24 protein-coding genes and 1 tRNA gene are annotated in these 23,227 nt (G+C 62.5%); 14 read left to right on the top strand and 11 right to left on the bottom strand.

What is annotated here, in order from left to right; all coding sequences use genetic code 11:
* Nucleotides 1-53: 53 nt before the first annotated feature.
* The 3 genes from XB14_RS14030 to XB14_RS33240 form a co-directional block, all read right to left on the bottom strand.
* Nucleotides 54-659 carry a PRC-barrel domain-containing protein gene (locus tag XB14_RS14030; protein ID WP_077962914.1) on the bottom strand — a complete coding sequence of 202 codons (606 nt, stop codon included), beginning with the start codon at nucleotides 657-659 and terminating at the stop codon, nucleotides 54-56.
* 391 nt (nucleotides 660-1,050) lie between these two features.
* Nucleotides 1,051-1,614 (bottom strand): hypothetical protein, encoded by a 564-nt coding sequence (locus XB14_RS33245; RefSeq protein WP_179119590.1) that lies wholly within the window; start codon nucleotides 1,612-1,614, stop codon nucleotides 1,051-1,053.
* Nucleotides 1,588-1,679: transfer RNA gene (locus XB14_RS33240), tRNA-OTHER, on the bottom strand. The genes XB14_RS33245 and XB14_RS33240 overlap by 27 nt, the downstream gene beginning before the upstream one ends.
* A 73-nt stretch (nucleotides 1,680-1,752) precedes the next feature.
* Here XB14_RS33240 and XB14_RS33235 point away from each other — a divergent pair.
* Entirely contained in the window at nucleotides 1,753-2,109 is a 357-nt protein-coding gene (locus tag XB14_RS33235) for a hypothetical protein (protein ID WP_210190021.1), read from the top strand.
* 63 nt (nucleotides 2,110-2,172) lie between these two features.
* Here XB14_RS33235 and XB14_RS14020 read toward each other — a convergent pair whose 3' ends face one another.
* The 5 genes from XB14_RS14020 to XB14_RS14000 form a co-directional block, all read right to left on the bottom strand.
* Complete coding sequence (locus XB14_RS14020) at nucleotides 2,173-3,897, bottom strand: IlvD/Edd family dehydratase (protein ID WP_077962223.1); 1,725 nt, start codon at nucleotides 3,895-3,897, stop codon at nucleotides 2,173-2,175.
* 82 nt (nucleotides 3,898-3,979) lie between these two features.
* Complete coding sequence (locus XB14_RS14015) at nucleotides 3,980-4,864, bottom strand: SMP-30/gluconolactonase/LRE family protein (protein WP_077962222.1); 885 nt, start codon at nucleotides 4,862-4,864, stop codon at nucleotides 3,980-3,982.
* Nucleotides 4,861-5,499 carry a 2-dehydro-3-deoxy-6-phosphogalactonate aldolase gene (locus XB14_RS14010; protein WP_077962221.1) on the bottom strand — a complete coding sequence of 213 codons (639 nt, stop codon included), beginning with the start codon at nucleotides 5,497-5,499 and terminating at the stop codon, nucleotides 4,861-4,863. Before XB14_RS14010 ends, XB14_RS14015 begins: the two co-directional genes overlap by 4 nt.
* 15 nt (nucleotides 5,500-5,514) lie before the next feature.
* Entirely contained in the window at nucleotides 5,515-6,435 is a 921-nt protein-coding gene (locus tag XB14_RS14005) for a 2-dehydro-3-deoxygalactonokinase (protein ID WP_179119588.1), read from the bottom strand.
* Complete coding sequence (locus tag XB14_RS14000) at nucleotides 6,432-7,202, bottom strand: SDR family NAD(P)-dependent oxidoreductase (protein WP_077962219.1); 771 nt, start codon at nucleotides 7,200-7,202, stop codon at nucleotides 6,432-6,434. The genes XB14_RS14005 and XB14_RS14000 overlap by 4 nt, the downstream gene beginning before the upstream one ends.
* A gap of 185 nt (nucleotides 7,203-7,387) precedes the next feature.
* Between XB14_RS14000 and XB14_RS13995 the strand changes: the two genes are divergently transcribed.
* From XB14_RS13995 to XB14_RS13940, 12 genes are all read left to right on the top strand, one after another.
* On the top strand, nucleotides 7,388-8,173 hold the full coding sequence (locus tag XB14_RS13995; RefSeq protein WP_234804044.1) for an IclR family transcriptional regulator: 786 nt from the start codon (nucleotides 7,388-7,390) through the stop codon (nucleotides 8,171-8,173).
* Between the two features lie 194 nt (nucleotides 8,174-8,367).
* Nucleotides 8,368-9,108 carry a LuxR family transcriptional regulator gene (locus XB14_RS13990; RefSeq protein WP_077962217.1) on the top strand — a complete coding sequence of 247 codons (741 nt, stop codon included), beginning with the start codon at nucleotides 8,368-8,370 and terminating at the stop codon, nucleotides 9,106-9,108.
* 143 nt (nucleotides 9,109-9,251) lie between these two features.
* Complete coding sequence (locus tag XB14_RS13985) at nucleotides 9,252-10,025, top strand: LuxR family transcriptional regulator (RefSeq protein ID WP_143348379.1); 774 nt, start codon at nucleotides 9,252-9,254, stop codon at nucleotides 10,023-10,025.
* A gap of 474 nt (nucleotides 10,026-10,499) precedes the next feature.
* Entirely contained in the window at nucleotides 10,500-11,663 is a 1,164-nt protein-coding gene (locus tag XB14_RS13980; protein WP_077962215.1) for an Mrp/NBP35 family ATP-binding protein, read from the top strand.
* 395 nt (nucleotides 11,664-12,058) lie between these two features.
* Nucleotides 12,059-13,036 (top strand): magnesium transporter CorA family protein, encoded by a 978-nt coding sequence (locus tag XB14_RS13975; RefSeq protein WP_077962214.1) that lies wholly within the window; start codon nucleotides 12,059-12,061, stop codon nucleotides 13,034-13,036.
* Between the two features lie 16 nt (nucleotides 13,037-13,052).
* Nucleotides 13,053-14,954, top strand: a complete 1,902-nt coding sequence (locus tag XB14_RS13970; RefSeq protein ID WP_077962213.1) for a potassium transporter Kup — start codon at nucleotides 13,053-13,055, stop codon at nucleotides 14,952-14,954.
* A 342-nt stretch (nucleotides 14,955-15,296) separates the two neighbouring features.
* Complete coding sequence (locus XB14_RS13965) at nucleotides 15,297-16,418, top strand: cell wall hydrolase (protein ID WP_077962212.1); 1,122 nt, start codon at nucleotides 15,297-15,299, stop codon at nucleotides 16,416-16,418.
* A gap of 302 nt (nucleotides 16,419-16,720) precedes the next feature.
* On the top strand, nucleotides 16,721-17,080 hold the full coding sequence (locus XB14_RS13960; protein ID WP_077962211.1) for an AtpZ/AtpI family protein: 360 nt from the start codon (nucleotides 16,721-16,723) through the stop codon (nucleotides 17,078-17,080).
* A 60-nt stretch (nucleotides 17,081-17,140) separates the two neighbouring features.
* Nucleotides 17,141-17,893 (top strand): F0F1 ATP synthase subunit A, encoded by a 753-nt coding sequence (locus XB14_RS13955; RefSeq protein ID WP_077962210.1) that lies wholly within the window; start codon nucleotides 17,141-17,143, stop codon nucleotides 17,891-17,893.
* An 82-nt stretch (nucleotides 17,894-17,975) separates the two neighbouring features.
* A complete protein-coding gene (locus XB14_RS13950; RefSeq protein WP_025426100.1) occupies nucleotides 17,976-18,203 on the top strand; it encodes a F0F1 ATP synthase subunit C in 228 nt (75 codons plus the stop codon).
* A 76-nt stretch (nucleotides 18,204-18,279) separates the two neighbouring features.
* Complete coding sequence (locus XB14_RS13945) at nucleotides 18,280-18,897, top strand: F0F1 ATP synthase subunit B (protein ID WP_077962209.1); 618 nt, start codon at nucleotides 18,280-18,282, stop codon at nucleotides 18,895-18,897.
* A 13-nt stretch (nucleotides 18,898-18,910) separates the two neighbouring features.
* On the top strand, nucleotides 18,911-19,396 hold the full coding sequence (locus tag XB14_RS13940) for a F0F1 ATP synthase subunit B (RefSeq protein WP_077962208.1): 486 nt from the start codon (nucleotides 18,911-18,913) through the stop codon (nucleotides 19,394-19,396).
* Nucleotides 19,397-19,677: 281 nt separating this feature from the next.
* Here the strand turns inward: XB14_RS13940 and XB14_RS13935 are convergent, their stop codons facing one another.
* Both XB14_RS13935 and XB14_RS13930 read right to left on the bottom strand, forming a co-directional pair.
* Nucleotides 19,678-20,328, bottom strand: a complete 651-nt coding sequence (locus XB14_RS13935; RefSeq protein ID WP_077962207.1) for a ribonuclease HII — start codon at nucleotides 20,326-20,328, stop codon at nucleotides 19,678-19,680.
* A gap of 212 nt (nucleotides 20,329-20,540) precedes the next feature.
* On the bottom strand, nucleotides 20,541-21,698 hold the full coding sequence (locus XB14_RS13930) for a PA0069 family radical SAM protein (protein WP_077962206.1): 1,158 nt from the start codon (nucleotides 21,696-21,698) through the stop codon (nucleotides 20,541-20,543).
* Between the two features lie 172 nt (nucleotides 21,699-21,870).
* Here XB14_RS13930 and XB14_RS13925 point away from each other — a divergent pair, with 172 nt between their 5' ends.
* Nucleotides 21,871-22,392: a glycosyl transferase gene (locus XB14_RS13925; protein ID WP_077962205.1), complete on the top strand. Its 522-nt coding sequence runs from the start codon at nucleotides 21,871-21,873 to the stop codon at nucleotides 22,390-22,392.
* 291 nt (nucleotides 22,393-22,683) lie between these two features.
* Here the strand turns inward: XB14_RS13925 and moaB are convergent, their stop codons facing one another.
* The gene (gene moaB / locus XB14_RS13920) at nucleotides 22,684-23,226 is read right to left on the bottom strand and encodes a molybdenum cofactor biosynthesis protein B (RefSeq protein WP_077962204.1); all 543 of its coding nucleotides are present in this window, start codon (nucleotides 23,224-23,226) and stop codon (nucleotides 22,684-22,686) included.
* Nucleotide 23,227: the final 1 nt, after the last annotated feature.

Below are 23,227 nucleotides of genomic sequence, written 5' to 3'. Positions count from 1 at the left end.
AGCGGCGGTATGTACCGCCGCTCCCTGTGCAATCAGCTAGAACCTGATACCGATTACTGCTGCGGCTGAGCCGGTGCCGTGCCGGTCGAAGAGGTCGTCGACGTGTCAACCGGCTGGTTGGCGTTCTGCTCGGCGATCTTCTGCGACTTGGTCTTGAATTCCGGAGCCGCCTTCAGCGTGTCGACCGTCTCTGTCGTCGTCAGCTTGAGGGCATCCGTGTTCGGCTGCTCGGCGATCGCGATGCGATCGAACGGAACGGCCACGTCCTTTTCACCGAGACCCAGGAAGCCACCGACACCGATAACCGCTGCTTCGACACCGCCATCCTTCTTGATGATCAGGTCGTTGATCTCGCCGATGCTCTCGTCACTCGCGTTATAAACGCTCTGTCCGATATAGGTGCTGGCGGCGATCTGCTCGCTTGCCTGCTCGGTCAGATAGGTCGCGTCGGATTTCGCAACGTCAGCAGGCGCTTCACCGGCTGCCGGAGGAGTCGTCGTCTGAGCTTCGGTTGCCGGAGCCTCGGTCGTCGGGGCCGGCTGCATCGTTTGCGGCTGATCCATCGGCTTGGTTGCATCCTGCGCGTAAGCGACCGGGGCGACAGCAAGACCCGCGAGAAGCGCGCCAGCCGCGACGGTTGTTACGAGTTTCTTAGTCATGTCAAACTGCCTTTCCTTGACGTTTTCAATCAAGGCACGGGCCTGGCATTTGCCAGATTTCGCCGCGCCCGGTGATGCCAAGTCAACGCCCGGGCGTCCAAACAGTTCCGGAAAAAATAGTCGAATTGTCGGCGGCAGGTGCACGCGCACGTTCAATGGTGGGCCACGCTGGAAAAATTCGGCTGAAGATTTGTTTCTTCCGGCAGATTTGTATTTTTATTCTCCGGCCACTTATATTAGTAATTTATAATCAGCTTCTAATCATTCATGGATTCTTGATTGTTCTTGCCGATACTTACGGGAGAGACAGGAATAGCGTTCAGCTTCTTTCATCCTGTTATCAGGATGTTTCATGATGGTATTTCCGCATCGCTTTCTCTCCGTCTCCTTGCTATCCGCGCTCGCGCTGGCCGGTCTCGTTTCCATCGAGCGCAATCTTTTCGGGGTTAGCTACTTCTCCGAACGGGCGCCTCAGGTGGAGCCCTACAATCTGTGGCATGCCTGGGTTGCGCTCAGCCTCTCGCTCGCGGCAGTTCAGGGACTTACCCGCGATGTGGCTGGGTTGGGCGCGCCGGTGCTGCGATTGGCATCGCGTCGCGAACTGTGGGTTTGCGCCGCGACATGGACACTTGCGACGTCGATGGCCTTGGCTTTCGCGCTCGACCCGCTTGGCTTCAGCCTCCTTGCGCGCGAAGACGGCCTGGTCGAATGGCTGTCGGCGCTCCTGATCTTCGCGGCGAGCGGATTTTTCGCTGCAGTGTCGGTTGGCCAGATCAGGGCCGCTCGCTCGGGCACGGAACGTTCGGCTTGGGTTGCGGCGGGTTTTGCCGTGCTTTTCGCCTTCGTTTTCTTCGTGATCGGTATGGAGGAAGTATCCTGGATGCAGCGCGTTTTCGGTATCGCCACGCCGGACGGGCTGCTCGCGCTCAACAAGCAGCAGGAATTGAACCTGCACAACATCTCCACCGGCTTTTCGGAGCTGCTCTATTATACCGGCAGCTTCTTCCTGCTGACGCTTGCGCCGTTCATCTGGCTCTATCTTCGCAAGAGCATCAGCCTCGGCAGGCTCGACGCCTTCGCGCCAAGCGTGCTGGTGCTGGTGGCCAGCGCCCCGATGGCCGCCTTCAACAGCGACAACTGGAGCATGCTGCCGACGCAGATGATGGTGATGATGACCGTGATCATACTTTTGGTGATCGCGGATATCGCGCTGAGGGCTGGGCACTGGCGCGAGTTCGTCGTCCTGACTGCCGGCGCCATTCTGATCGTCGCCATCCAGGAGCTGTTCATTCTCCAGGCTTCCACGCTCGTGCGCCTTTGGGACCCGACCGAGTACAAGGAGTTTTTCATTGCGCTCGGGCTCGCCATCTACGGCTTTGAAACCTGGTCGCGGCTGCGTTCGCCGGCCGCAAGGCTTTCGCCGTTGGGCTCCCGTCCCCTGGCCGGATAAAAATACCCCGCCTGACGGGCGGGGTATTTGAAACGCGTCTGCCTCGAACTGCGTCCGAAGCCGTCAGTGGCTTTCGCGCAGCACTTCGCTGCCGCTGCCGCCGACGAGGAAGTCGAGGTCCGCGCCCTTGTCGGCCTGCAGCACCGTGTCCTGGTAGAGCTTGTAGTAGCCGCGGGTCCATTTCTGCGGCGGCGCCTGCCAGGCGGCCATGCGCGTCGCAAATTCTTCGTCGCTGATTATCAGGTTGAGTTCGCCCTTCATCGCGTCGAGGCGGATGCGGTCGCCGGTCTTGACGATGGCGAGCGGCCCGCCGGCATTCGATTCCGGGCTGACATGCAGAACCACGGTGCCGAAGGCCGTACCCGACATGCGGGCGTCGGAAACGCGCACCATGTCGCGCACGCCCTTTTCGACCAGCCGGCGCGGGATCGGCATGTTGCCGACTTCGGCCATGCCCGGGTAGCCCTTGGGGCCGCAGCCCTTGAGCACGAGGATCGTGTCTTCCGTCACCGGCAGGTCCGGGTCGTCGATCTTCGCCTTCAGTTCTTCGATCGTTTCGAAGACATAGGCCGGCCCTTCGTGCACCAGCAGATGCTCGCTGGCCGCCGACGGCTTGATGACGGCGCCGTTCGGGGCAAGGTTGCCCTTGAGCACGCGAATGCCGGCGGCCGCCCGCAGCGGGTTGTCGAGCGGACGGATGACGTCGTCGTTGTAGACCTCGGCATCTTCCCAGTATTTGCTGATCGGGACGCCGAAGACCGTCGGCGCATCGGCATGCAGCAGGTGCTGGATGCGGTTCATCACCGCCGGCAGGCCGCCGGCATAGGCGAGATCTTCGATCAGGTACTTGCCCGACGGCATGCAGTTGACGATGCAGGGCACCTGGCTGCCGACGCGGTCGAAATCCTCAAGACAGAGATCGACGCCGGCACGGCCGGCGATCGCCAGCATGTGCACGACCGCGTTGGTCGAGCCGCCGACGGCAGCGTTGGCGATGATGCCGTTCTCGAAGTTCTTCCTGGTCAGCACCTTCGACAGGCGCAGGTCTTCATGCACCATCTCGACGATGCGTTTTCCGGTCATGTGCGACAGCGCCATGCGGCGGGCGTCGACGGCCGGAAGTGCGGCGTTGGTCGGCAGGGACAGGCCCATCGCCTCGACGATGGAGGCCATGGTGGTGGCGGTGCCCATGGTCATGCATACACCCGGCGAGCGCGACATGCCGCTTTCCGCCGCCATGAATTCCTGCATGCTCATTTCGCCGGCGCGCACGGCTTCGGAGAACTTCCAGACATCCGTGCCGGAGCCGATATCCTTGCCCTTCCATTTGCCGTTCAGCATCGGGCCGGAGGAAACGACGATCGTCGGCAGGTCGACGGAGGCCGCACCCATCAGCTGGCCGGGTGTGGTCTTGTCGCAGCCGCCGAGCAGAACGACGCCGTCGATGCCATAGGCGCGGATCGCCTCTTCGACATCCATGGCGAGCAGGTTGCGAAACAGCATGGCGGTCGGGCGCATCTGGGTCTCGCCGAGCGAGGACACCGGGAACTCGACCGGAAAGCCGCCGGCTTCCCAGACGCCGCGCTTCACGCCTTCGGCGAGGATGCGCAGGTGGCTGTTGCAGGGAGTCAGTTCCGACCAGGTGTTGCAGATGCCGATGATCGGACGGCCGTCGAAGACGTGGTCCGGAAAGCCCTGGTTCTTCATCCAGGACCGGTGGATGAAGCCATCCTTGCCGGTGCCTCCATACCAATGGCGGCTGCGCAGTTCTTTCTTCTTGTCGCTCATGCGAGCTTCCTCCTCACCATGCGATCAAACGCGTGGCTGAATTGTATGACTTTTTATTGGCGCTTCGCCAAGCCGTTTCCGCTCAGAGACGGAAAGACGGCTCGAACCGGCCCTTGACGCTGACGCCGAGGTCGAAGGTCTTGCCGGCATGGGGATCGGCGGCGCGGGCCGCATCATCCAGGTCCTGCCAGGCGGACGTCACCAGCATGCGGTCGGCCTTCGGCCCGATGAAGGCCGTGCAGCTCGGCTGCGTCGTCGGCATGGTGTAGCGGGCGATTCGCGCGCCATCGGGCCGATAGACGTCGACCGTGCCGCTGCCCCAGCGGGCGTTCCAGATCAGGCCGTCGGCATCGCATACCGAGCCGTCGATACCGCCAGCTTCGCCGCTGCCGTCGACGAGCAGGCTCGGTTCACCCTTGGGCAACCCCGTCTGCGCATCGATGTCCACGCGCATCAGGTGATTGATATCGGTGTCGACGAAGTAGGCGACGGTTCCGTCCGGCGAGAAGCAGATGCTGTTGGGAATGGTGACCCTGTCGTAGAGCTTCGTCACCTTGGTGCCGGCCACGTGATAGATCGCGCCGGCGCCCTTTTCGGCGCTGCGGCCCATGGTGCCGATCCAGAGCGAACCGGAGGCATGAACGCGGCCGTCGTTCGAGCGATTGCCGGGCTTGTCCTCGAGCGTGACAAGCAGGCTGAAGGCGCCGGTCTGCGTATCACGGACAAACAGCCCCTGGTCGGTCGCGATCAGGTGCCGGGCCGGGTCGATGACGGCCAGCACGCTGCCGAGGAACGGCAGGGCATGCACGGACTTGCGCCCGCTTTCGAGGTGCAGCTCATGCAGTTCCTGGCCCTTGATGTTGAACCACCAGGCGGTGCCGGTGGCCGGGTCATAGGTTGGGCCTTCCCCGAGAAGCGAGGGTTCCTCGCATAGGATGCTGCCCGAAAAAGCAATCTTATCGCTCATCCTCGTGCTCCGTAGACGGCGTCGTAGGCCTTGGTGGTGGCAACGGCGCGCTCGCGCACTTCAGCGGCACTCATGCCAGGCTTGTAGAGGCTGGAGCCGAGACCGAAGCTGCGGATGCCGGCCTTGGCATAGTCGCCGAAGTTTGCATCGGAGACACCGCCGACGGCGGCGATTTCCAGCTCCGGCGGCAGGATCGCGCGGATCGCGGTGATGCCCGATGGCCCAAGCACGCTAGCCGGGAAGAACTTGAGGCCGGTTGCGCCCGCTGCCGCGGCAGAAAGCGCCTCGGTCGGGGTCAGCACGCCGGGCATGGTGATCATGCCTTTCTTCGCTGCCAGCGAAATCACCGCCGGCTCGACGTTCGGGCTCACCATCAGGCGGCCGCCGACATCCGAGAGCTGCTCGACCTGCGCCGTCGTCAACACCGTGCCGGCGCCGATCAGGCAGCCCTCGGGCGCCATTTTCACGGCGGTCTCGATCGAGCGGAACGGATCGGGAGAGTTCAGCGGGATCTCGATCGCCGTGAAGCCGGTTTCGATCAGCGCGCCGACGACGCCTGCGGTTTCCTCGGGCTTGAGGCCGCGCAGAATTGCGATCAGCGGATATTTCATCGACGGAAAGGGAATGCGGGTCATGAGCTTGTCTTTCGTTCAGAGGGGCCAGATCGCCTGGGCGGCGGTCGAAAGGCCGGAGCGGACGGCCGTGTCGGCATCGACCACCTGAAGCGGGCAGTCGAGGCTTTCGAGCGCGGCGTGATAGAGCGTGCCGAGGGAACCGGAGGCGACGAGACAGATGCTGTCGATCGTCGTGGCTGAAGCCAGCGCTCCGGCGATCTCAAGGCCGATGAGCGTGCCCGACAGCAACGCCTTGGCGTCGGTCGCGCTCGTGCCGTGCAGCAATTGGCCTGAGCGCGCGCCGAAGATCAGGCTGGTGGCCAGTGCCGGATTGGTGCGTGCCTCTGCCACCGCCGCCGCAAAGGCGGGGTGGTCGCCGGAAAAGGCATGGGCGTCGGCGATCGAATGGCTGAGGATCGAGTGCTTGGAGATCACGTCGAACAGTTCGCCGGTCATGAAGGTGGAAAAGCCGCTGACGGCGCCGTCTTCGAGCCGCACCCATTTGCTGTGCGTGCCCGGCATGCAGACGAGATGCCGACCGCGACCGAGGTCGCTTGCCGCGCCGAGCAATTGCGTCTCCTCGCCGCGCATGACGTCCGGGTGGCGTTTGTCCCGTTGCGCCAGACCCGGCAGGATGCGGATGTCACGATCGAGGTCCGGAACGGCCACGGCATGGGAGGCGATGTCGGCGAGTGCGGCCGGCGTGTCGAGATAGCCGGCCTCGACCCAGCCCTGCTTGGCGCCGGCCATGCCGCAGATGATCGCCGGCAGGTGGCCCGGGGCATCGACGGCGGCCAGGTGCTTTTCCAGGATCGCGTGGAAGCCGGCCTTGTTCGCCGTCGTCATGCCTTCGCCGCTTCGGCGCTCGGCGAGCACCGCGCCGTCCTCGCCGATGATCCACAGCCGGAAACTTGTGGTTCCCCAGTCGGCCGCGGCATAATAGGCTGCCGTCATCACAGTGCGCCTCCATCGATGATCATTGTTTGCGCCGTCATGCCCGACGAGCACGCCGACGCGAGATATAGGCAAGGGCCGACGAGGTCGTCGGCGGTGAGGCTGCGCTTCAGGCATTGCCGTTCCTGCATGCCGGCGATTGCCGCGTCGCTGAGCCACAGGCGTTTCTGCCGTTCGGTGACGATCATGCCGGGCAGGATCGCATTGACGCGGATGTTGTCGGGGCCGAGCTTTCCGGCGAGCGATTTGGTCAGGCCGACGATCCCGGCCTTCGCCGTCGCATAGGCCGGGATTTCGGCCATGTTGAGCAGATAGGCGATCGACGAGAAATTGATGATCGACCCGCCGCCCGCCTGCCGCAAATGCGGCGCGACCGCCTGACTCATGAAGAAGAAATGCCTGAGGTTGACCGCCTGGCTCTCGTCCCAACTCTCTTCGGTGACGCTTTCGAGCGGCTGGCGATCGTCGCGCGCCGCGTTGTTGACGAGCACGTGGAGCCCGCCGAGCGCGGTCGCCGCCGTCTGTGCGGCTTTTCTTACCGTCTCGATGTCGCGCAAATCGGCCGGGATAAAGAGCGGTGCAGCACCTGCCTTGGCGGCCAGCCTCTCGACGAGGTCGTGTCCTGCTCGCTCGTCGATGTCGACGAAAGCCACCCGTGCGCCCTGGTGGGCGAAAGCCTCGACAAGCGTTGCGCCAATGCCGGAACCGCCGCCCGTTATCAGCACCGAGCGGTCCCTGAGATCATGAAACTGTGCCTTGGGCACCGGCATATCGCTGCATTCCCCGTCAGGCCGCGTGGCAGATAACGTATTCCATTATTTGGAACTGTATTTTACTATATGGAATTATCGCGTCGAAGCGTCTACCTTGTCAAGGTCGCGCGTCCGATCGCGTGACAGCTGTCGAAAACAAGCGAGCGACGATGACCAGTGAAGTGGCAGGCGGAGTGGATGAGATGCGTGCGGAAGCCGGAACAGGCACGCTCGGCAAGGCGATGGCGGTGCTGGAGGCGGTTGTTACCGCCGATGGGCCGCAGCGTTTTACCGACATACTCGCCCGGTCCGGTCAGCCGCGTGGAACGCTGCACCGGTTGCTGAGCCATCTCGTAGAGGAAGGTCTGCTCGTGCAGCGCCGCGATCTTTCCTACGAGCCCGGTCTGCGGCTGCTGACGCTGGCCTATCGTTCCTGGTCTGCCAACCGGTTTCGCGACATTGCCGAGCCCCATCTCAGGCGCCTGCACGAGCTCACGGGCGAGACCGTGCATCTCGGCATCCTGCGCGAAACCGAGATCGTCTATGTCGACAAGGTCGAGAGCCGCCAGACGGTGCGCATGAGCTCGCAGATCGGCAAGGCGTCGCCGGCCTATTGCACCGGCATCGGCAAGGCGGCGCTATCGCTGCTGGGGCCGGCGGAGCTGGAGCGTATTCTGGCTCGAACCGAGTTTCACGTCTTCACCCCGCACACCCATCGTTCGGCGGCCACCTTGCTGGCGGAGATCGAAGACATCCGGCGCGACGGGCATGCCTTCGACCGCGAGGAACACGAAGCCGAGATCCGCTGCGTTGCAGCACCTATCCTCATTCCCGGCAGCGAACTGGCGGCCGGCCTGTCGGTGACCGGGCCCGCCTATCGGGTGACGATGGAGCAATTGTCGGCCTGGGCGGCGGCCGTTCGGGCGGCCGCCCAGGCGGTTGGCGAGGACGCGGCGATCCGTCTCGGGCCCGGCCGCGGTGGACCTTGAATTCACTTTACGGTAAATTAGAAACATCGACTGGACGTGGCGCGTCTCGCTCGATAGCTTTAATATATCAGACTCAGGTTCGTGGATGGTCTTAGTCTGGTTCGTTTTGGTATTGGTATAAATTTTTGACGTGATCTTCATGCGGCGTCAGCGGCCGGTTCCCGCATGGAACCGGATGTGAAGAAGGGCGGAAGATGATCGATTTCAGCGCGAATTTGTCGGCGTTGGCGCTTCCGGATGGGCGAACCATCCGTGGGCCTATCTGTTGCGAAGAGGACCTCCGGCGCGTGATCGCCCAGGTCGCGGATGCCTATGGCTTTCGCGGTTTCCTGGTGCTTGCCATTCCGGAAACCGACAGCAACAGCCTGTCGGTCAACGCGCTGATGACGAACTACCCGGCCGCCTTTCTCAAGGGCTATGACAGCGCCGGCCTGATCAACGGCAGCCCGGTGATCCAGCGACTGCGGCGCAGCACCATCCCCTTTACCTACGATGCGCACCAGCTCGCGCGCCGCCGGTCCGACGGCAAGGGCGATGCGGCGATCTGTGTCTTCGAGCAGGCGAATATGCCGCGCGGCCTCTATCTGCCGGTTCACGATGCGGGTGGTCATCGCGCCGCGATCGCCTTTGGCGGCGACCGCCCCGTAGTTTCCAGTGACGAACTTCAGGAGCTCAACCTTTGGGCCGGCCTGCTCTACAGCAAGTACATGGAAGTCCGTGACCGCGACAAGCGCGGCGCGGGAAGCCTTTCACGCCGCGAGGTCGAGTGCCTGCGCTGGGCGGCGGCCGGCAAGACAACCAGTGAAATGGCAAAAATTCTGGCGCTGTCCGAGTACACGGTCAACCACTACCTCAACCGGGCAACGCGCAAGCTGGATTCGGTCAATCGCGTTCAGACCGTTGCAAAAGCCATGCGCGCCGGGTTGATCAATTGATCGCCGGCACGCGTTGTGCGCGAGGCTGATGGCCACATCGGCCGTAAAGAGGGGAAATACACAGACTTTTGGGTCGAGGCGGCAGGGAATTTCGATCATCTGTTGGCATTGGCAGGCGGCTCGGTCTATTTGATACGTGATGAATGCCATGGAACGCGCGAATGCAGGATACGATGACGACCGGGATGACTGACGCAGATCTGCCCCGGGGCGGCGATTTCGCGTCCGAGATCGCAAAGCTAGAGACCCAGTTCGATATCATCCGCTATATGCGGCGGATCACGCAGGTCTTTGGCTTCAAGACGTTTCTGATCTGCTCGATCCCCTCGATCGACGTGGAGCGCCTCGCTGCGAGCACCGTCATTTCCAACATGCCGGCCGAGCTGCTGAACAAGTACGACAGCCTGTCGATGCTGCGCTTCAGCACCGGCGTGCGCCGCCTGCGCGAAACGACGACACCGTTTCAGGTCACGCTCGCGGACTGGGAAGGCGAGGGCGGCAAGCCGGAATCGGCTGCCGAATACATCGCGATGCTGCGCGAAAACGGGATCTTCCAGGCAAGCTACTTCCCGGTTCATGACGCCGAGGGCGGACGCGGCGCGGTCATCCTCATGGGCCCGCTGGTCGAGCTGCCGATGACGATGACCATGGAGCTGCAGATGATTGCGATCCATGTCTACAATCGCCTGGCTGAAATCGGTTCCGTATGGAAGAGCAGCGGCGCAGCACTTTCCGAGCGCGAGATCCAATGTTTGAGTTGGACCGCTGCCGGAAAGACCAGCGCCGAGATCGCCGGCATCCTCGGGCTCTCCGAACATACGGTCAACCACTACCTCAACCACGTGACCAAGAAGCTCGACGCCGTTAACCGCACCCAGGCGGTCGTGAAGGCGATGAAGAAGGGCTACATCAGCTAGCCCCAAGCCGGCCCTACGCCGCAGTCCATTCCCGCATGTCCGCCTGCCGCCCCGGTGCGATCGCAAGAAGCGATGAGCTCGGGTAAGCCCGATATGTTTGTCACTGAGGTCGCCATCATCCCGGCGAACTGCTCCATCCTTGGACGATTTGCAGACGGTTGCTCAGAAACTGGGCATATGCCATCGCCGGCCGATGAGTGGCGTCTGAGTTTATCTATTTGAAATTGCTGTCTATTTCCGTCAGGTTTGAATCTGGCACGCATCCTGCATTTCTACTGGCATGTCCAGAGGGGACTAAAAAGAAGACAGCGCCCACGAAGGTCGCGACCGAAAGGGCCACTGCCCGCCTGAAAGGTGATCCCGGATGTACGGACACCAAGGGCGGGCGGTGGCCCTTGCTTTTTCCGTTATGTCGCATTGGCGAAGCGCCCGGCCTCGACTATCTAAGGGATAACAAAAGAATGAGAGGGCGCGATGCCGGAAGTCACGAAAGAAGTGGTGCTTGAAAAGCTGCGCACAGTGCGTGGTCCAGGCATGGAAGGCAACATCGTCGACCTCGGGCTCGTCTCTGACGTCTTCATCTCCGACGGCAAAGCCTATTTCTCGATCACCGTTCCGGCCGAACGCGCCAAGGAGCTGGAGCCGATGCGGGCTGCAGCCGAGCGCGTGGTGCGCGACATTCCCGGGATCACGGCGGCAATGGTCGCGCTCACGGCCGACCGCAAGGCAGCTGCCGGCAGCGCGCCGGTGCAGCGCCCGCAGCCGCAGGCACCCTCCCATGCAGGCCATGCCCACGCGCCGCGTCCCGCCGGCGGACCGCCTGCCAAGGCCGGGATCCCTGGCGTCGGTGCGATTATCGCCGTTGCCTCGGGCAAGGGCGGTGTCGGCAAGTCGACCACCTCGGTCAATCTGGCGCTGGCGCTCAAGGCCAACGGCCTGAAGGTCGGCCTGCTCGACGCCGATATCTACGGTCCGTCGATGCCCCGGCTCCTCAAGATCTCCGGCCGGCCGCAGCAGATCGAGGGCCGGCTCATCCGCCCGATGGAAAATTACGGCCTCAAGGTCATGTCCATGGGTTTCCTCGTCGATGAGGAAGTGGCGATGATCTGGCGCGGACCGATGATCCAGTCGGCGCTTCTGCAGATGTTGCGCGAGGTCGCCTGGGGCGATCTCGACGTTCTCGTCGTCGACATGCCGCCGGGCACCGGCGACGCCCAGCTCACGATGGCCCAGCAGGTGCCGCTTGCCGGTGCCGTCATCGTCTCGACGCCGCAGGACCTGGCGCTGATCGATGCGCGCAAGGGGCTCGCCATGTTCCGCAAGGTGGAAGTCCCGGTGCTCGGCATCGTCGAGAACATGAGCTACTTCATCGCGCCCGACACGGGGAAACGCTACGACATCTTCGGCCATGGCGGCGCCCGCAAGGAGGCAGAGCGCATCGGTGTGCCGTTCCTCGGCGAAGTGCCGCTGACGATGGGCATTCGTGAGACGTCGGATGCAGGAACGCCGCTGGTCGCCTCCGAGCCGGCCGGCGAGATTGCGCGTGTCTATCGCGATATCGCGACCAAGGTCTGGGAACAGGTCTCTGCCACGCGAGAGGACAAGAGCCGCGCCGCGCCGACCATCGTCTTCGAGTAGTTCGTGCCGACGCGGTTCTGCCCGGCTGCCGGGCACGAATCGTTTTGCCCTTGATTCGGTTTTGATTTAAGCAGACATGCTATAGCGTGGCGGCGCACGCCGGCGTGCCGGATTGCAAGGGGCATTGATTTTGCGTTTGCGTTGCGCCATATGCCTTGCCGCAATTGCGAAGGTGCCCAACTTGACGCCCTCTCGCCGGAGATCTTGGCCTCTCGCGATGACTGAGTTGAAGACTTTGTCCTGACTGGCGGAACGTTCGATCCGATGGATCTCTATTGTGGGTATTTTGTGGCGCACGACCTTTCGCTTTCGCTGATCGGCACACTGCACGGTTCCTTGGATCACGCGCTGGAAGACGCGCGGTGCACTGACGCTTGCCCGGCGAGGACGGTTGCATGATCACCGGCTATTGCGCCGATGGCACGGCCGTCGTCCTGACGCCGGCCGAACCACCCGCGACACTGCGTCCCGACATCATCTGGCTGGATCTGGTCGAGCCGAGCAAGACGGAAGACCTGATGATGGAGAAGCTGCTCGGCATCTCCATTCCGACGCGCGATGACCTCAAGGACATTGAGCCTTCGAGCCGCCTTTACATCGAGGAGAACGCCGTGTTCATGACGGCGTCGCTGGTTTTTCGTACGGACACGGAGATACCCGGCCTGACGGATGTCGGCTTCATTCTGTCGGGCGGCCGGCTCGTCACCATCCGCTATGCCGAACCTCGTTCCTTCGTGCTGTTCAAGGCGTCGATGCATCGTTTCCCCGGAAACTGCCGCGACGGCGCGGTTGTTCTGACGCGGCTCCTGGAAACGATCGCCGACCGCACGGCCGAGATCCTCGAAGAGGCCGTGACGAAGATCGACGATCTGTCGATCGCCGTCTTCGGCGACAAGGCGGCCGGCAGGCGCCGCCCGCCGCATTTTCTCGAAGCGCGCCTGCGCGACGTCGCCGGGCATCATCGTCTGGTCGCCAAGACCCGCGACAGCCTCGCCTCGCTCTCGCGCCTGCTGACATTCGTCTACACGGTGCCGCAGGTCCAGGACGACAAGGAAACGCGTGAGCTCTGCCGCTCGATCTCGCGTGACATCCAATCGCTGTCCGAGCATGCCGGCTTCATTTCCGGCAACATTACTTTCCTGCTCGATGCATCGCTCGGACTCATCAACGTCGAGCAGAACGCGATCATCAAGATCTTCTCGATCGCGTCGGTCGTGCTCCTGCCGCCGACGCTGGTCGCCTCGGTCTACGGCATGAACTTTCGGGTCATGCCGGAGTTGGAATGGCAGTTCGGCTATCCCTGGGCGATCGCGGCGATGGTGATATCGGCCGTGATCCCCTTTTTCTTTTTCCGCTGGAAAGGCTGGCTTTGACCGCCAGTAGGTTTGCATGACCCAATCGCATGCCCCTTCCACCCACGAGCCGAAGGATCTGCGCCGCCTGCTGGTCCTCGGGCTTGGCTCGATCGGTGTCGTCTATGGCGATATCGGCACCAGCCCGCTCTATGCCTTCCGCGAAGCGCTGCGCCCGGTTTCCCATGACGGTGTGACCGACGCGGAGATCATCGGCCTGATCTCGCTGATGATCTGGACGCTGACGATCATCGTCACGATCAAGTACGTGCTGTTCCTGTTGCGCGCCGACAACCAGGGGGAGGGCGGCACGCTGTCGCTGCTCGCGCTGTTGATGAAGTCTGCCAACGGCCACGCGTCCATTCTCTTCTTCATGGGCATCGCCGGCGCAGCACTCTTCATCGGTGACGCGATGATCACGCCCGCCCTGTCGGTTCTCTCGGCGGTCGAGGGCCTGAAGCTGGTGACGCCGGCGCTGTCGGAATATGTCGTGCCGATCGCCGTCGTCATTCTGCTCATGCTCTTCGCCGTGCAATCGAAGGGCACAGCCGCAGTCTCGAATTTCTTCGGGCCGATCACCCTCGTCTGGTTCCTGGTGATGGGCGGCATCGGCCTCGTGCACATCTCCGACGATCTGTCGATCTTCAAGGCCTTCAATCCCTACTATGCCGTGAGCTTCATGCTGAACGAAGGCTATGTCGGCATCATCGTTCTTGGCGCCGTCTTCCTGACGGTGACGGGCGCTGAAGCGCTCTACGCCGACCTTGGCCATTTCGGGCGCCGCCCGATCCAGTGGGCCTGGTTCCTGATCGTCTTTCCGGCGCTGACGCTCAACTATCTCGGACAGGGCGCCTTCGTATTGCAGAATCCGGAAGCCATGTCCGATCCGTTCTTCCTGATGTTCCCGAAATGGGCGCTGCTGCCGGTGGTCATTCTGGCGACGGCGGCCACCATCATTGCCAGCCAGGCCGTGATTACGGGCGCCTTTTCGCTGACGCGACAGGCGATCCATCTCGGTTTCCTGCCACGCATGGCGATCTTCCATACGTCCGAAACTCATACGGGCCAGATCTACCTGCCGAACGTCAACACGCTGCTGATGTTCGGCGTCATGGCGCTGGTCTTTGTCTTCGGTTCGTCCGAATCGCTTGCCACCGCCTATGGCATCTCGGTGACCGGCGCGATGGTGGTGACGACAGTGCTTTCCTTCGAGTTCCTGCGCATGCGCTGGAACTGGTCGGCGCTGGCGGCGGCCGCCGTGCTGGTGCCGCTTTTCGCTCTGGAGTTCATCTTCCTCGGCGCCAACATGCTGAAGGTCCACGACGGCGGTTATGTTCCGGTGCTGATTGCCGCCACCTTCATCATCATCATGTGGACCTGGCGGCGCGGCACCGAGATCCTGCACGCCAAGACGCGCCATATCGACATTCCGCTCGCAAGCTTCATCAAGTCGATCGAGCGCAAGAGCGAGCACGCGCCGGTCGCCGTGCCCGGCACTGCCGTGTTCCTGACGAGCGATCCGGAATCGACGCCTGCAGCGCTGCTTCACAACATCAAGCACAACCACGTGCTGCACAATCAGAACTTCATCCTGACGATCCGCACGGCCAATACGCCGAAGGTGCCGAAGTCGGAACGGGTAAGCATGCAGCCTCTGTCGGACCGCTTCACATTGCTCGAAATTCGCTTCGGTTTCATGGAAACGCAGAACGTCTCGCAGGCGCTCGGCCTCTTCCGCAAGTCGGGCCTGAAGTTCGACATCATGTCGACCTCGTTCTATCTCGGCCGCCGCAAGCTCGTGCCCGATGCCGAGAGCGGCATGCCGCACTGGCAGGACCGATTGTTCATCGCGCTTGCCAATGCGGCGATCGACCCTTCGGATTATTTCCGCCTGCCGACCAACCGTGTCGTTGAACTCGGCTCGCACGTCATCATCTGACGCTTGCCCGGCGCCTCACCGGAGAGGGGCGGAGCCCTGATACGCAGCCAACGAAGCCGCCTTCCGATGGAGGCGGCTTCGTTGCGTTGTGGGATATCGGCCTTTCAGCGATCGCGCATTAACCAAACATCAAGGTTAATGCTTCATTTTCAAAGCACGAACGGAGCGGTGCCGGCGAAGTGTCCGGCTGCTCGATTGTCTAATCTTCCCGCGCGGAATTCTCGACGCTGGCGCATTGCCGGCGCGGGCGAAGCCGTGCCGCCTGTTAGCGTTGCGTGGAGTCGGTTGGTGCGTAAGAGTCGGAACCTGCGTCGAAAGTCTCGCCTGAACCCCTCCGCCTGGATGGCGCCCGCGATCATCGGTCTTGCGCTTTATCTCGGCTTTCCCTCCGCTGCGGCCTATGCCGATCTTGCGACCTTCCTCTCCGGCATCAATCGGGGCGGCGAGCGCTGGCGCATGTACATGACGCCGTCACCGGCAGGCTCGATCCACGAAGCCGAGATGGTGTTTGCCGATCCGGTCACCACGGGCGCGCTCGACGGCGGCGCCGGTGTCACCATGCCCGACGGCAGCCGCGTCGCCCTGACCGCGGAGGCCAAGCATTCGGGCACACCGGACGAGGAGCGCGTCAACCGCCGGGCCAAGAAGGGGCGTGTCGTCGCCGTGACCCCCGTGACGCCGCCCAAGGACTTCTCCGCCGGCTCCATCCTGCAGCGCACCAGCTCCCTGATGGAGCCCAGTCTGGGGGAGGGGGAGAAGATGGTCTTCGCCAAATCCCGCATCGAAGGCAAGGAGATCGAGATCGCCACCGCCTTCTACCGGAACAAGCCACCAAAGGCGGAGCCCGGCGTTTCACCGATGCTGGCCAAGCTCGTTACCAACGATCGCCCCGACATTCTTGCGACTGCTTACGTCCGGCCCGAGCCGGACTATGCGCGTGAATCGCCCTTCGATTCGATCCTGCGTGAAGACAAGAACGCCGGCCGCTTCATTCCCGAGATCGCGCCGGGCGACCACGCCTGGGCTGCAACCGCACTGCCGGGGTCGGTTTTCAGCAAGGAAGAACAGGCCTGCCTTGCCGAGGGCATCTATTTCGAAGCGCGCAGCGAGCCGCTCAAGGGACAAGCCGCCGTCGCGCAGGTGATTCTCAATCGCGTGCGCAATCCCACCTATCCGAAGACCATCTGCGGCGTCGTCTATCAGAACAAGGCCTGGCGCAACCGTTGCCAGTTTTCCTTCGCCTGCGACATGATCCGCGACCTCATTTATTCCCGCTCGCACTGGAAGACCGCCAAGGAAGTCGCGATGGCCGTCACCGCCGGCAAGATCTGGCTGCCGGAAGTGGGCTCTGCCACCCATTACCATGCGACTTACGTCAATCCGCCGTGGGCAAAGACAATGAAGCGGGTCGGCAAGATCGGCATGCATATCTTCTACCGCACCTATGGCGGCGGCTGGAGCTGATCGGCATCTGACGCGATTCCGCCGTCTTTCATGCTCACGGGCAGAAAGGGGAGATTCCCCCCGCTCTCCGGCAGGAATCCTGCAGCTGCCTTGTCGCAGATCGGTCGCCGCGGCCTTAATTCATTGAATTTAATGGAAAATATTGTCCACGATCAAGCGGCCTGCATGCCTTGACTATGCGGGAGCCTAAAACTATGTTGCGCGCGACTTCAAATGGGGCCGAAACGTGGCTTGTGCGAAGGCCTATTGTATGACCGAAATCGCGGTCTGAGACCCGATAAGGACGACAAGGGAGTAGCCACGTGGCGGAGAAACCTGAGGAAAGTCTGGAAGCGCGGCTGAAGCAGCTCGGCGACAAGATTGAGGCCAAGAGGCCCAATGCGCCTGATGCAGCGGAAGCCAGGGCCGCCGAAAGCCGTAAGGGCTATGCGGCGGCGATGAAGCTCTCGAGCGAGTTCATCGCCGGCATCGTTGTCGGGGCGTTTCTGGGCTATCTTTTGGACCACTTTGCGGGTACAGGGCCGTGGGGCATGATTGTCTTCCTGCTTCTCGGCTTCTGCGCTGGCGTGCTGAATGTGCTGCGCTCGGCCGGTATGGTGGCGACACTGGAAGCCGGAAAAAGCGGCGCTGAGAATGACAAGAAGGACGGAAACGCCCACTGAGGCGTTGCCCCGAAGGAAACGGTTTCCGCTCCCGAGCGGATAGAACGAAAGAGTAGCGCGGTGTCAAACGATCCGACCCACCAGTTCCTGGTCAATAAGATTGTCCCGATCGAAATTGGTGGAATTGACTTTTCCTTCACCAATGCGTCGCTGTTCATGGTTGCGACCGTGGGTGTTGCCGCGGGCTTCCTTTACCTGACGACGTCGCAGCGCGGTCTGATCCCGACCCGCCTGCAGTCGGTCTCCGAAATGTCCTACGAATTCATTGCCTCGATGCTGCGCGAAGGTGCCGGCAGCGGCGGCATGAAGTTCTTTCCGATGGTGTTCTCGCTGTTCATGTTCATTCTGACGGCGAACCTGCTCGGCATGTTCCCATACTTCTTCACGATCACCAGCCAGATCATCGTCACCTTCGCGCTGGCGTTGTTCGTCATCGGCACCGTCATTCTCTATGGTTTCTACAAGCATGGCCTCGGCTTCCTGAAGCTGTTCGTGCCGCACGGCGTTCCCGGCGTGCTTCTGCCGCTCGTCGTCGCGATCGAAATCATCTCGTTCCTTTCCCGTCCCATCAGCCTCTCGGTCCGTCTGTTCGCCAACATGCTGGCCGGCCACATCACGCTGAAGGTTTTCGCAGGCTTCGTCACCTCGCTGAGCGCTCTTGGCGCAGTCGGCATCGGTGGCGCGATCCTGCCGCTTATCATGACCGTCGCCATTACCGGTCTTGAGTTCCTCGTCTGCTTCCTCCAGGCCTATGTCTTCGCGGTACTGACCTGCATGTACCTCAACGACGCTGTCCATCCCGGAAGCCACTAAGGAATAACAGTCGCTTGCTTTCGGCCGGCCCTCCGCCGGAAGCACAATCCTAAGCCGCAACACCATTCGAAGGAGTTCAAACATGGAAGCGGAAGCAGCAAAGTACATCGGCGCAGGTCTCGCTTGCCTCGGTATGGCCGGCACGGCTCTCGGCCTCGGCAACATCTTCGGCAGCTACCTGTCCGGCGCACTGCGCAACCCGTCGGCAGCTGACGGTCAGTTCGGCCGCCTCGTATTCGGCTTCGCCGTTACGGAAGCTCTGGGCATCTTCTCGCTGCTCGTAGCTCTGCTCCTCCTGTTCGCCGTCTAATAACGGCTGGAGTTTCGGCCGCGGCCCGTCAAAAGGTCGCGGCCGCGCATATTCTTGAGTGCACCTGGAGGTGAGCATGTTTGTGACCGCGGCCTATGCCCAGCAGTCAACCACCACTGAAGGCGCCGAAGCACACGATGCCGCTGCGGCCGGTGAGGTGCACACCGAAACGGGTGTGGCCCACGAAGGCGAGGCTGGCTCCGGCGTGTTCCCGCCCTTCGATTCGACCCATTTCGCATCGCAGCTGCTCTGGCTCGCGATCACGTTCGGCCTCTTCTATCTCCTGATGTCGAAGGTCATCATTCCGCGCATCGGCGGAATTCTGGAAACCCGTCACGATCGGATCGCTCAGGATCTCGATGAAGCGTCCCGCCTCAAGGGCGAAGCCGACGCGGCCATCGCCTCCTACGAGCAGGATCTGGCAGCCGCCAAGTCCAAGGGTCACAAGATCGCCGACGACGCCCGCGAATCCGCAAAGGCCAAGGCCAATGCTGACCGCACCGCCGTTGAAGCCGACCTTGCCAAGAAGATCTCGGCTGCGGAAGACCGCATCGCCGACATCAAGGCAAAGGCACTGGCCGACGTTGGCGCCATCGCCGAGGAAACCGCAACGGCTGTCGTCAAGCAGCTGATCGGCGGAACCGTCACCAAGGCCGAGATCACCGCTGCCGTCAAGGCATCGGCTGGTAACTGAGGAGCACTGAACCATGCATCTTGATGCAACTTTCTATGCCTTGGTTGGCCTGATCCTGTTCTTCGTCCTGATCGCCTATCTCAAGGTTCCGGGCATGATCGGCAAGGCGCTCGACGCCCGCGCCGAAAAGATCGGCAATGAGCTGACCGAAGCCAAGCGCCTGCGCGAAGAAGCACAGGGCCTCGTCGCCGAGTACCAGCGCAAGCGCAAGGATGCCGAAGCGGAAGCTGCCGGTATTGTCGCTGCCGCTCAGCGCGAAGCCGAAATGCTGACCGCCGAAGCCAAGCAGAAGACCGAGGAATACGTCGCTCGTCGCACGGCTCTTTCGGAACAGAAGATCAAGCAGGCCGAAAGCGACGCGATCAATGCGGTCCGTTCCGCTGCTGTCGATCTCGCGATTGCCGCTGCCGAGAAGGTCGTTGCCGCCAAGGCCGACGCCGGCGCCCAGAGCGACCTTTTCAAGAAGGCACTTGGCGAAGTTAAGGCGCGCCTGAACTGAGCGTTCGGACAATTCGATTGAAAAAAGCCCCGCCTCGTGCGGGGCTTTTTTATGCCCGTGTGCCGAGTCTCTTTGCCCGGGACCTAGTGTGACGCCCGTTCGGGCCGGAGATTTCCGTCGACGTATGGCTCGCCTCGGATGGCGGCCGGACAGCGCGTTGAAACACCGGCGAAATCAAAACCTAAAGCGCGGAGAGCGAATCTGAAGGTTCGCAGCGTTTCAGCGCTGCGTGTCGGAACCGTTCGCGCTGGACCAGCCATCTTCGCGCGATTGCCCGGAGGCTATTCGTCCTGGCGCAGTGGCCGGAAGCTCATGCGGTGCAAGGGGCAGGGGCCGTGGGCCTCGATGGCGCGGCGGTGGGTCACCGTCGCGTAGCCGGCATGGAGCGCGAAGCCGTAGCCGGGATGCGCGAGGTCGGCACGGGCCATCATGCGGTCGCGGGTGACCTTTGCGACGATCGAAGCGGCTGCGATCGACAAGGACCGGGCGTCGCCCTTCACCACCGCCTTGGCGTGGCAGGAGAGGCCGGGTGGAACGTCACGGCCATCGACGAGCACGAAACGCGCAGTCGAGGGCAGGCCGGCGACCGCGCGCCGCATCGCCTCGAGGCTCGCCTTTCGAATGTCCGTTGCATCGATCGTGCCGGCCGAGGCGGAGGCGATCGACACGTCGGATGTGGCGAGGATTTCTTCGAACAGTTTTTCGCGCGCCTGGGCCGTCAGCTTCTTGCTGTCGTCAAGCCCTGCTGGAATGGCGTCCGGATCGAGAATGACGGCGGCGGCGACCACCGGCCCCGCGAGCGGCCCGCGGCCGGCCTCATCGGCGCCTGCGACCGGCCAGAAACCATCGCCCTTGGCCGAAAGCTCGAAACTGAAATCGGGCGCTTCGATGATATCGGGAAAAAGGGGAGAATCGGACGATCTGCGAGACATAAGTCTCATTCGCATGATCGACCGATTCTCTTCAAGCCCCCAGGTCCGAGTGCGGCGGCGGACGGGGGATTACCGGGGCCCACGGCGGGTAGGGGGCACCGGAACTGCTATGCGATCTTAGGCGTCTGCGGGCCGGTCGCCCGATAGGGCGGGCCGATCATCCCCGCCACACGCATTATATACGGATGGCTACCGAGGTGACTGGAAAGCCTTCAAAGAAGCGAGAGCTGCACCCCCGTTCCGAGCGGCGGCACGAAGAGGTCGTCGCGCAACTGCCGACGCGTCGGGTTGAAGCCGAGGCGCTTCACCGCCAGGTCGAAGCGGCGGCCGATCTGCCACGCATAGGGGCCGGCGCCCTTCATGCGCTTGCCGAATTCGGCATCATAGTCCTTGCCGCCCCGCATGGAGCGGATGAGGGACATCACATGCCGGTAGCGGTCCGGGTAATTGCGCAGCAACCAGTCGCGAAAGAGCGGGCTGACCTCGAGCGGCAACCGCAAGAGGACATAGCTTGCTTCGGTTGCGCCTGCCGTCCTTGCAGCTTCAAGCACTCGTTCTATCTCGTGATCGTTCAGCGCCGGAATGATCGGAGAAACGAGAACGCCGGCCGGGATACCGGCTTCCGCAAGCATCCGTATCGCCTCCAGCCGCTTGCTCGGGGTCGACGCCCGCGGCTCCATCGTCCGCGCCAGCTTGCGGTCGAGCGTCGTGACGGAGATGCCGACGCGCACAAGTCCCTTTTCCGCCATCGGCGCCAGGATATCGATGTCGCGCGTGACCATCGCCGATTTGGTGACGATCATGACCGGATGGTTGGCGTCGCGCAGTACCTCGAGGATCTGGCGCATGATGCGCCACTCCTTCTCGATCGGCTGATAGGGGTCGGTGTTGGTGCCGATGGCAATCGGCCTGACCTTGTAGTCCTGCCGCGCCAGCTCGCGCTCCAGAAGTCGCGGCGCATCCGGCTTGGCAAAGAGCTTCGCCTCGAAGTCGAGCCCAGCCGACAGGCCCATATAGGCGTGTGTGGGGCGGGCGAAGCAATAGATGCAACCGTGCTCGCATCCACGATAGGGATTGATGGAGCGGTCGAAGGAGATGTCGGGAGACTCGTTCCTCGTGATCACCGTGCGCGGCTTCTCGACCTGAACCTCGGTCTTGAAAGGCGGCAGATCCTCCAGACTTTCCCAGCCGTCATCGAACGTCTCCCGGCTACTCGGTTCGAACCGGCCGGACATGTTGATCCCGGCACCACGTCCCCGGCGGCGATCGATGTCGATCCGCAGGCCAGAAGCGCTCATCATCGCTTCGGCCACATCTGCCGTATTGGCGGGCGCAAGCGCACCCTGCCTGATCTGAGACAGCTCGGTCATTGGAATCTCCCCGGAATCAGATTTTGATCCCGTTTTGTTCTGATTATTTTCCTATCGCGAATGCGTGAACAATTCAAGAACAAAAATGGAGTTTCGATTTTGTCGATCAAGGCGCCGCTGCGGCTCGTGTCCGAGATGTAGCAATTGCCGTGGCGATGCGTTACGAGGAACCATGCTCACGATCATCATGGAAACCCGCGACAACGAAGCCGAACTGGCCCAGACGCTTTCTGTACTGGTGGCCGGCGCCGTGGAGGGCCTCGTCAGCGATGTGATCATTCTCGATCACGGCTCGAAGGATGGCTCGTCCGACGTGGCCGATGCGGCCGGATGCCGTTTCTGCCGGGATTGGGATCTCGCGGAAGTGGTGGGGTCGGCGCGCGGCGAATGGCTGATGTTGCTGGAGCCGGGCGCCCGTCCGATCGGCCGCTGGATCGATGAACTGGCCGAGTATGTATCGTTGAACAGAGAGCCCGCCCGTTTCTCCGGTTCGAGACTGCATCGCAAGCCCTTCTTCAGCCGGCTGACCCGGCGGGGAAAGCCGCTGGAGACGGGTTTTCTCCTGCGCAAGAACGATGCGCTTGCCGTTGCCCGCGGCAACACGGGCCTGGACGCCATGACGAATGTGCGGTCCGTCCGCAAGCTTTCGACCGAACTCGTTCCGGCCTGGGTCGCGATCGAATCCAGGCGGTGATGCCCGTTCAAGCGCGCAAAATGAAAGGTGCCAGTCCGGGGGGACGGCACCTCCAAGCGGCTCTCAAATGACCTTGTTTGGCAGATTTCTGTCCGGGCAGCATTCTGGCTGCACGTCGTATACAACATTTCACTCCGCCTGGGGGACAGAGGCGGAAGGGTCTTGCGGAGCGAGGAGCGGAACGTGCGGCGGTCGTTCCTCGCTGTGTCAACGCTTGAAACCTAACGAGAGGAGAAGCGACTGTCAGTTACTAAGGTAACAGGTTGGCCGTGCCGGAACGGTCCATGCTGTTCAGCCGCGTTTCAGGTGCTCGTCCAGCCGCGGCATGATTTCCACGAAATTGCAGGGCAAGTGCCTGTAATCGAGCTGCTGCTTGAGGATACCGTCCCACGCGTCGCGGCAGGCGCCCGGCGAACCTGGAAGAACGAAGATGAAGGTGGCGTTGGCAACGCCGCCGGTCGCGCGTGACTGGATCGTCGACGTGCCGATCTTCTCGTAGGAGATGCGATGAAAGATCTCCGAGAACCCGTCCATCCGCTTTTCGAACAGGGGCTCGAGCGCCTCGGGCGTCACGTCCCTGCCGGTGAAGCCCGTTCCGCCTGCTGTGATCACCACGTCGATGGTCGGCTCGAGCGTCCAGGCCTTCACCTGGTCGAAGATCTTCGTCCGGTCATCCTGAACGATGGCGCGCGCTTCCAGGCGGTGGCCGGCGTCACGTACCCGGGCTTCCAATGTGTCGCCCGACTTGTCGTCGGCGAGCGTGCGCGTGTCGGAGACTGTGAGGATGGCGATCCCGACAGGAATGAAGGGACGCTTTTCGTCGATACCGGCCATG

It is taken from the genome of Ensifer adhaerens, assembly GCF_002007205.1.
GTDB classification, from domain to species: domain Bacteria; phylum Pseudomonadota; class Alphaproteobacteria; order Rhizobiales; family Rhizobiaceae; genus Ensifer; species Ensifer adhaerens_D.
This window is presented reverse-complemented; position numbering and strand designations above follow the sequence as displayed.

Excerpts from the sequence above, each read along its gene's own strand:
- XB14_RS14015 (WP_077962222.1), bottom strand. The coding sequence starts at position 4,864 with ATGAGCGATAAGATTGCTTTTTCGGGCAGCATCCTATGCGAGGAACCC.
- XB14_RS13990 (WP_077962217.1), top strand. The coding sequence starts at position 8,368 with ATGATCGATTTCAGCGCGAATTTGTCGGCGTTGGCGCTTCCGGATGGG.
- XB14_RS13975 (WP_077962214.1), top strand. The coding sequence starts at position 12,059 with ATGATCACCGGCTATTGCGCCGATGGCACGGCCGTCGTCCTGACGCCG.
- XB14_RS14000 (WP_077962219.1), bottom strand. The coding sequence starts at position 7,202 with ATGCCGGTGCCCAAGGCACAGTTTCATGATCTCAGGGACCGCTCGGTG.
- XB14_RS13985 (WP_143348379.1), top strand. The coding sequence starts at position 9,252 with ATGCCATGGAACGCGCGAATGCAGGATACGATGACGACCGGGATGACT.
- XB14_RS13980 (WP_077962215.1), top strand. The coding sequence starts at position 10,500 with ATGCCGGAAGTCACGAAAGAAGTGGTGCTTGAAAAGCTGCGCACAGTG.
- XB14_RS14010 (WP_077962221.1), bottom strand. The coding sequence starts at position 5,499 with ATGACCCGCATTCCCTTTCCGTCGATGAAATATCCGCTGATCGCAATT.
- XB14_RS13925 (WP_077962205.1), top strand. The coding sequence starts at position 21,871 with ATGCTCACGATCATCATGGAAACCCGCGACAACGAAGCCGAACTGGCC.
- XB14_RS13995 (WP_234804044.1), top strand. The coding sequence starts at position 7,388 with ATGCGTGCGGAAGCCGGAACAGGCACGCTCGGCAAGGCGATGGCGGTG.
- XB14_RS13940 (WP_077962208.1), top strand. The coding sequence starts at position 18,911 with ATGCATCTTGATGCAACTTTCTATGCCTTGGTTGGCCTGATCCTGTTC.
- XB14_RS13945 (WP_077962209.1), top strand. The coding sequence starts at position 18,280 with ATGTTTGTGACCGCGGCCTATGCCCAGCAGTCAACCACCACTGAAGGC.
- XB14_RS14020 (WP_077962223.1), bottom strand. The coding sequence starts at position 3,897 with ATGAGCGACAAGAAGAAAGAACTGCGCAGCCGCCATTGGTATGGAGGC.
- XB14_RS13970 (WP_077962213.1), top strand. The coding sequence starts at position 13,053 with ATGACCCAATCGCATGCCCCTTCCACCCACGAGCCGAAGGATCTGCGC.
- XB14_RS14030 (WP_077962914.1), bottom strand. The coding sequence starts at position 659 with ATGACTAAGAAACTCGTAACAACCGTCGCGGCTGGCGCGCTTCTCGCG.
- XB14_RS13935 (WP_077962207.1), bottom strand. The coding sequence starts at position 20,328 with ATGTCTCGCAGATCGTCCGATTCTCCCCTTTTTCCCGATATCATCGAA.
- XB14_RS13965 (WP_077962212.1), top strand. The coding sequence starts at position 15,297 with ATGGCGCCCGCGATCATCGGTCTTGCGCTTTATCTCGGCTTTCCCTCC.
- moaB (WP_077962204.1), bottom strand. The coding sequence starts at position 23,226 with ATGGCCGGTATCGACGAAAAGCGTCCCTTCATTCCTGTCGGGATCGCC.
- XB14_RS13930 (WP_077962206.1), bottom strand. The coding sequence starts at position 21,698 with ATGACCGAGCTGTCTCAGATCAGGCAGGGTGCGCTTGCGCCCGCCAAT.
- XB14_RS13950 (WP_025426100.1), top strand. The coding sequence starts at position 17,976 with ATGGAAGCGGAAGCAGCAAAGTACATCGGCGCAGGTCTCGCTTGCCTC.